General features: G+C 68.8%; 7 protein-coding genes. 2 read left to right on the top strand and 5 right to left on the bottom strand.

From position 1 onward, the window contains the following. Positions 1 to 631: 631 nt before the first annotated feature. The 3 genes from ACFWX1_RS05445 to ACFWX1_RS05435 all read right to left on the bottom strand — a co-directional run bounded on the left by ACFWX1_RS05445 (position 632) and on the right by ACFWX1_RS05435 (position 2,416). Positions 632 to 1,108 (bottom strand): QsdR family transcriptional regulator, encoded by a 477-nt coding sequence (locus ACFWX1_RS05445; protein ID WP_378384122.1) that lies wholly within the window; start codon positions 1,106 to 1,108, stop codon positions 632 to 634. A 184-nt stretch (positions 1,109 to 1,292) separates the two neighbouring features. Then, positions 1,293 to 1,703: an Imm1 family immunity protein gene (locus ACFWX1_RS05440; protein WP_378384120.1), complete on the bottom strand. Its 411-nt coding sequence runs from the start codon at positions 1,701 to 1,703 to the stop codon at positions 1,293 to 1,295. Then, positions 1,697 to 2,416, bottom strand: coding sequence for a DddA-like double-stranded DNA deaminase toxin (locus tag ACFWX1_RS05435; RefSeq protein ID WP_378384118.1), 720 nt, complete (start codon positions 2,414 to 2,416; stop codon positions 1,697 to 1,699). Before ACFWX1_RS05435 ends, ACFWX1_RS05440 begins: the two co-directional genes overlap by 7 nt. 91 nt (positions 2,417 to 2,507) lie before the next feature. Here ACFWX1_RS05435 and ACFWX1_RS05430 point away from each other — a divergent pair, with 91 nt between their 5' ends. Continuing rightward, positions 2,508 to 3,464, top strand: a complete 957-nt coding sequence (locus ACFWX1_RS05430; protein ID WP_378384116.1) for a zinc-binding alcohol dehydrogenase family protein — start codon at positions 2,508 to 2,510, stop codon at positions 3,462 to 3,464. Between the two features lies 1 nt (position 3,465). On the opposite strand, the gene ACFWX1_RS05425 is transcribed toward ACFWX1_RS05430, so the two are convergent. Then, positions 3,466 to 4,755 carry an aminodeoxychorismate synthase component I gene (locus ACFWX1_RS05425; RefSeq protein ID WP_378384114.1) on the bottom strand — a complete coding sequence of 430 codons (1,290 nt, stop codon included), beginning with the start codon at positions 4,753 to 4,755 and terminating at the stop codon, positions 3,466 to 3,468. A gap of 89 nt (positions 4,756 to 4,844) precedes the next feature. On the opposite strand from ACFWX1_RS05425, the gene ACFWX1_RS05420 reads away from it, so the two are divergent. Further along, the gene (locus ACFWX1_RS05420; RefSeq protein WP_378384112.1) at positions 4,845 to 6,083 is read left to right on the top strand and encodes a hypothetical protein; all 1,239 of its coding nucleotides are present in this window, start codon (positions 4,845 to 4,847) and stop codon (positions 6,081 to 6,083) included. Here ACFWX1_RS05420 and ACFWX1_RS05415 read toward each other — a convergent pair. Next, on the bottom strand, positions 6,058 to 6,672 hold the full coding sequence (locus ACFWX1_RS05415; protein ID WP_378384110.1) for a GH25 family lysozyme: 615 nt from the start codon (positions 6,670 to 6,672) through the stop codon (positions 6,058 to 6,060). The two genes, ACFWX1_RS05420 and ACFWX1_RS05415, sit on opposite strands and share 26 nt — an antisense overlap. Positions 6,673 to 6,862 lie beyond the last annotated feature (190 nt).

Here is a 6,862-nt window from a genome sequence, read left to right as displayed (position 1 = left end):
GGGGGGAGGGTGCGTGTGCGGGCGCCCCCCCCGCGGGCGCGCGCGCCCGCGCCCCGCCCACGCCGCGGGCCGCCGGCGCCCGCCCCCGCGCCCCCCCCCCCCACAGCCAGAGCCGCGGCGCGAAACCACAGCCGCCACGACGATCCCGCGAGCACCACCTACCTCACCGAGCACACGTCCCTGGGCTCGCCGAATGCCGTGAAGGGGGCCTTCACAGCACCAACGGGCGCATGGCCGCCGCACGATCCGAACGCGGCATCGTGGCTGCGAAGACCGGAACAAAGTGAAGCGAAATGGACGACCTGGGTGTAGAACCGCGGGTGAAGAAGTGTGCTCTCCGCCTGCGAGGCTGACCCCACCCCCTGAGGCACTACTTCGCGTCGATCCTCGTGCTCCCCGCGCCTGCGGGGCTGGCCCCCTGCGCCAGGCGCCTTTCCCGCTAGCGGGCGTGACCCGATCGCGGAGTTCCGCGCTGCTCGGTATCTCCCCGGCTCGCGGGGATGTTCCGGAAGCCGACGCCGCCGACGTGGTCATCGACCTCTGTTCCCCGCCTTTGCGGGGATGATCCGCCGTCGTACCCGCCGCCGACCCCTTGTTCCGGCCCTCCCCGCACCTGCGGGGCCGAACAGGCTTAGCCCAGTAAAGCCATGGCGGCTGCGCGGGCCTTTTCGGCGTCAGGTGTTCCGCCGGTGATGATGTCGGTGTAGATGAAGGACTCGCCGATGCGCACCAGCAGATACGCCAGGTCCGGCACCGGCAGCGGCGGGTCGAGGCGGTCGGCCGCGATCTCCGCTTCCAGTAGTGCGGACACCTTCACGATGGTCCGGCTCTGCACCAGACTGGCCTTCGTCGTGAGTATCCGCAGTGCCCGCTCGGGTTCGCGGCGGAGGAAGTCGCGGAAGGGGGCCGATTCGTTCACCGTGCGGGCGAAGGCGCCGACGACGTCGGCGATGCCCGCGGCGCCGCGGCCGTGTGCGTGGCGGGAGCGGGCGTCGAGGACGGCTTCGGTGAGTGACCAGAGGATCTCGCCGAGGAGCTGATCGCGGCTGCCGACCCAGCGATGCAGAGTGGCGCGGCTGATGTCCAGCTCGCCGGCCAGATCACGCATGTCGATGCGGCGGCCGTGCAGGAACCATTCACGCGCGACGGTGAAGGCGCGGACGGCATCGGGCCGCCGTGGACGGGAGACAGCTGCGGTTTCGATGTGGCCAACTTATCACGTACCGTCACGGCGTGAGACATATGGCAGAATGTCTCATCTCGACCGCGAGACGGGCGGACAAGCGCGATGGTTATCCCTCGGCCGAGACCACGCTGGGTCGTTCCCCGGTCGCGAGGAATTCGTGGAGGCCTCGCCGGACCAGGTCGATCGGGACCTCGACCTCGGCAGGGACCTGGGTGTGGCTCCCCATGTAAACGTAATCAACCACGAGATCCGGGGTGGCGTCTCCGCGGGTTTGGCCGCCTTCGGTCCTGCCGATGTACTTGATGAAGCCCTTGTCCTTGCCGAGTCCGACCTCCATGCCCTGGCGTTTTGTCCCCGACACGGCTACCTGGATCATGGGCGGGGCGGCATTGTCGGCGGTCTCGTGGATGATCCGATCGATCAGCTCGTCCAGCTGGCCGGCAGTGCTTACGTGGATTACGACATCTCCCTGATCGTTCTTCGGGGTCCGGTCGTACCAGATGTCAAGCTCTACCACTGCTCGCCTCCCGCGAACGTCTGCTGGTAACCGTCAGGACCGTACACGGTGACCGAGAAACCTTCCGGGAGGAGGACGGGAAGCATCGAGTCACATCCGTAAATACCGACGCAGGGCGGGTTGTTGACAACGATCTCGGAATGACGCTGACCGGTTTGGATCATCTCGGTCGCCACCTTCACTTCGACGTGGGAGGTGATCGCGAGCTTCATCGGCACACCGGCCTGCCGGAACAATTTCGCGGCTTCGTCCGCTTTCTGGTCCTCGCCGCTCACCGACTCCCGGATGTTGCCCTCCGAGTCGACCCAGCGGCCGTGGGTCTTGCGGTTCTCCGGGTTCGGCTTCGGCACGGGCGGGGGAAGCTCCGCTCGGATTTTCTTCACCTGCTCGGGCGACAGAAAAGGGCTGGGTTTCGGCGGCGACGGTTGTGCGGGTCTGGAGGGCGTCCGCGGCTTGGTTGCGCCGATCCTCGCTAGGTAGGTCCCTACCTTCTCCGTAGCGTCAGCGAGGTTCTTCTGGATTCTCGTGAGGTCCTGGAGTGCGGTTTCGAGACCTTCGAGTGCCTGGCATGCCTTCTGGTTGGTGGCGCCCGCGAGTGCGGCGGCCAGGACGTCCCGGGCTTGGGTCAGGTCGCGCTCGGCGTGGGCCAGCTCGCCGGTGGGCAGCTTCTCCAGTGCTACACCCACGCTGTTCGCCAGCTCGTCGATCGACATGTCGGCCAGCGTCGCATGAGCCTGATCGTGGGCAGGACTCTCGATGAGACATATGGCAGAATGTCTCATCTCGACCGCGAGGAGGACGCAGATGCGCGCAGTGCAGGTCACCGAGTTCGGCGGGCCCGAGGTGCTCACCCCCGCCGACCTGCCGGACCCGGAACCCGGCCCTGGCCAGACCCTGATCGAGGTCGACCGCATCGGCGTCAATTTCGCCGATACGCATCAGGCCGAGAACAGCTACCTCGCGCCGACCAAGCTGCCGTTCGTGCCTGGCGGCGAAGTCGTCGGCCGCACGTCCGACGGCAAGCGGGTCGTGGCGTTGCTCAACGGCGGGGGCGGGTACGCCGAGCGTGCGGTCGCCGACGACGCGATGTCGTTTCCGGTGCCGGACGGCGTCGACGATCTGACCGCGCTGTCCATGTTGGTCCAGGGCGCGACCGCCTGGGTGTTGCTGCGCAAGAACGCGCACCTCGAGCCCGGCGAGTCCGTCGTGGTGCACGCGGCGGCGGGCGGGGTCGGGTCGGTCGCGGTCCAGCTCGCCAAGGCGTGGGGCGCCGGCCGGGTCATCGCCACCGCGAGCAGCGACGAGAAACGCGCGCTGGCGCTGGAACTCGGTGCCGACGTCGCCGTCGACTCCCGGGCCGCGGACATGACCGAGGTGCTGCTCGACGCGAACGGCCGCCGGGTCGACATCGTGCTCGACATGGTCGGCGGCGCCACCACCGATCAGAGTATCGCCGCGCTCGCGCCGTTCGGGCGCCTCGCGTTCTACGGGATGGCCGGGCGCGAGCAGCCGAAGCCGGTCGGGCTGCCCAACCTGCTCGGCCACAGCACGACGATCGCCGGGATGTGGCTGCCACACGTGTTCCGCTTGCCGGGCAACGTCTTCGGCACCGCGCTGGCCGAGCTGTTCGACCTCGTGCTGGCCGGGAAGATCCGCGCGGTGCCGGGTGGGGAGTACGCGCTTTCGGACGCTCGCAAGGCGCACGAGGCGCTCAGGTCGCGGGGCACGGTCGGCAAGCTGCTGCTCGACCCGGCGAAGTAGCTCAGCGCGGCGGGGTCGCCAGCAATCTCGTGAGCGGGGCCGATTTGTGCAGGCATTCCTGCCATTCGGCCTCGGCGTCGGAGTCGGCGGTGATCCCGCCGCCGACCCCGAGCGCGATCGTGTCCCGGTGGATTTCGAACGTCCGGATCGCGACGTTCAGCTCCAGCCCGGCGATCGGCGACGCGCAGCCGATGGCGCCGGTGTAGGCGCCCCGGCCGCTCGCCTCGAGTTCGGCGATCAGGTCCAGGGAACGGATCTTCGGCGCGCCGGTCACCGAACCGGGCGGGAACGTCGCCGCCAGCAGGTCGGCATCGGATAGGCCGGGCGCCAGCTCACCCTCCACTGTGGACTCCAGATGCCAGACGCCGGGGGCGGGGCGGACGGCCAGCAGCTCCGGTACCGTCACGCTGCCGACCGTGCACACCCGGCCGAGATCGTTGCGGACCAGGTCGGTGATCATCACGTTCTCCGCGACGTCCTTTGTGGACTCACGGAGCCGCTGGGCGTTGCCGTCGTCGGCCGGGCCGCGGCGAGGTAGCGTGCCCTTGATCGGCGTGGAGCGCGCCGACCGGCCGTGCCGCGCGAGAAACAGTTCGGGGGAGAACGACACGATCGAACCCCATGAACCCGCGAGGTGGGCGGCGCGGCGCGGCGCCAGCCGCCGGACGCCCTCGGCGAACAAGGCCGGGGCGCTGCCGGTGAACTCGCCGGTGAACCGGCAGCAGATGTTGGCCTGGAACAGTTCCCCCGCCTCGATCGCGTGCACGCACGACTTGACGGCGTGGTGGTGGGCCGAGGCGAGCGGAAGGTTCATCGGACCCGCCGACCAGGTGGCCGCGGAGTCGTCCCAGGCCAGCGCGGATTCCACAGTGGACAGAAGATCGGCCGGGTCCGGTGCGTTATCGGGGACGAGCGCCTCGAACCAGCACTGTCCGTCGGTGTCCCAGCGCAGTATGTGATCGGCCCAGCCCCACGCGGCGGGCGGCAGCGCACCGGACCGTCCCGACGGATCGGTGAGGTCGTAGGAGAGATAGCCGAACCAGCCGCCGCCGACGGCACCCGGTGCGGCGTCACGGATCTCGGGCAGCCGGGCCGGGATCGCGAAGGCTTCCGCGGGATCCGAAACCGGCGTGAGGCTCAGGCTGGGTGCGATGACCGCGCGCGACCCGAACCACTCGCCGCACAACGCCGCCGGGGGCGCGACTCCGCGTGAAGCGGCGGACGCGGCCAGTCGCGGAAGGGCGTGTTCGGGCGCGACGTCCGTCCCGAGCACCCGTCGCACCAGCCGCATGGCGACATTGTCGCCGTAACATGCGCCAAAAGGACAGTGGGAGTGACGTCACTGACGATCCACAGAAACGGCCACTACCCTCGGCTGCCATGTCGACCGACGTAACCGACGAAGTAGCCGCCGGTGCGCGATCGACGTCGGGGGAACCGGAAGACCGCCGCGAGCGGCTCCGGCAGCGGTACGTGATCGTGCTGCTCTCGGCGGTGATCGGGCTGGCGATGGTGCTCCGGATCTCGTTGTTCCGGTACCAGACCACGGACTACCTCTACTACTACCGCCAGTGGTACGAGTTCGTCGTCGAGCACGGGCGGTTCGCGGCGCTGCGCTACGAGTTCTCGGACCAGAACGCGCCGTACCGCTACGTCATGGTGCTCGTGACACTGCTGCCGGGCTCGCCGCTCACCGGGATCAAGGCCGTTTCGGTCTGCTTCGAACTGCTCATCGCGTTCTTCGCCTACCGGATCACCGCGCTGAGGTTCGGCCTGCGCTCGTGGGTGTCCGGTGTCGCCGCGCTGATCGTCTTCCTGCTGCCGACCGTCGTGCTCAACGGCTCGATGTGGGCGCAGGGCGACGCGATCTACGCCTCGTTCGCGCTCGGCGGCGTCTACTTCCTGCTGCGCAGAATGCCTTACTGGGCTTGTGTCTTCTTCGGACTCGCGCTGGCGTTCAAGCTCCAGGCGATCTTCATCCTGCCGCTGCTGCTGATCATGGTGCTGCTCGGCCGCGTGCCGTGGCGGGCGGTCCTCGCGATCCCGGCGGTGTACCTGCTGCTCGACGTCCCGGCGCTGCTGCTCGGCGCCGATCCCGGCAAGCTGCTGACGATCTACGTCCGGCAGACCGACATCTGGCCGAAGCTGACCATGAACGCGCCGTCGATCTGGCAGTTCTTCCGCGGCAACGAGGGCATGGACAGTATGCGGGCGCCCGCCGTGCTGTTCGCCGGGCTGCTGGTGCTCGTGCTGTGCCTGCTCGTGCTGCTGAGCCGGGCGGAGCCGACCGACACCCGGATCCTGCTGCTCGGCACCGTGTCGGTGATGCTGGTGCCGTTCGTGCTGCCGTCGATGCACGAGCGGTACTTCTACCTCGCCGATCTGCTGACCGTGCTGCTCGCCTTCCACCTGCCGCGCAGGCTCTGGTTCGTGCCGGTCGTGGTCCAGTTCGTCTCGCTGCTCAGTTATCTCCCGTTCCTGTTCCGGGCGGGCGACGGCGGCGAGCCGGTGGACTTCCGGATCCTGGCGGCGCTGGAGCTGGCGATGCTGGTGGTCCTCGCGCGGGAAACGGTCCGGCAGCTGCGCCCCGGCTTCACAACAACAGATCTGTCAGGGTGAACGGATAGACGACGGCGTCCTGCGCGACCGGGCAGCCGATCCCGGGCACGTCGGCGCCGACGGCGTGTTCGTGCATGCCGAGCCTGCTGTGGAACCAGCCGGGGCGGCCGGGGATTCCGTTGTGCCGTACCAGCCACAGCACGACGTCGCTGTCGGCCCAGCGGTCGGGGTGCAGCTGGTGTGCCCAGTGGTCGTGGTCGGCGTACACCAGCACCCTGGTGATCTTCGCGGCGTGCCGGACGTGCTTGATCCACGTCTTGACGAACCGGTCGTCGACGCTCTCGGCGGCCACCTCGAGCGCCGGGGCGAGCGAGCCGGGCGCGAACGCGCCGAGCCTGCTCGCCGTCCGCACGAAGTGCTCGGCCTGGTCGTGCACCGCGCCCGGCCGGGCGTAGTGCCGTCCGCCGGTGTGCAGGCCGGCCCGCTGCGCGCCGGCCAGGTTGCGCTCGGCGACGGAGTTGCTCCAGTTGGTGTTCTCGCTGATCGTCACCGAGGCGAAGCGGACCCGCCCGCCGCGAACGGCGGTCCAGTCGGCCACCTGCTCGCGGTGGGAGAGAGTGATGCCCTGGTCGCTTTCCGGTTCCGTCACGCTCTGCCCCCGCAATCCCCGAGCTGGGTGATAGACCACTCTAAACCGCTGAACGGCCGAACGTGACACTTCGGCACATCGCGTGTCCGCGCAGTCTGGGGGGAGAGCTGCGTTTTTGGGGTGTATAAGGACCCCAACACGCGAAAACAACCACAACCACGCCGCGTGTGGGTGTATGATCACAACAAAG

Source organism: Amycolatopsis sp. NPDC059021 (assembly GCF_042739895.1).
In the GTDB taxonomy this organism is placed as follows: Bacteria; Actinomycetota; Actinomycetes; order Mycobacteriales; family Pseudonocardiaceae; genus Amycolatopsis.
This window is presented reverse-complemented; position numbering and strand designations above follow the sequence as displayed.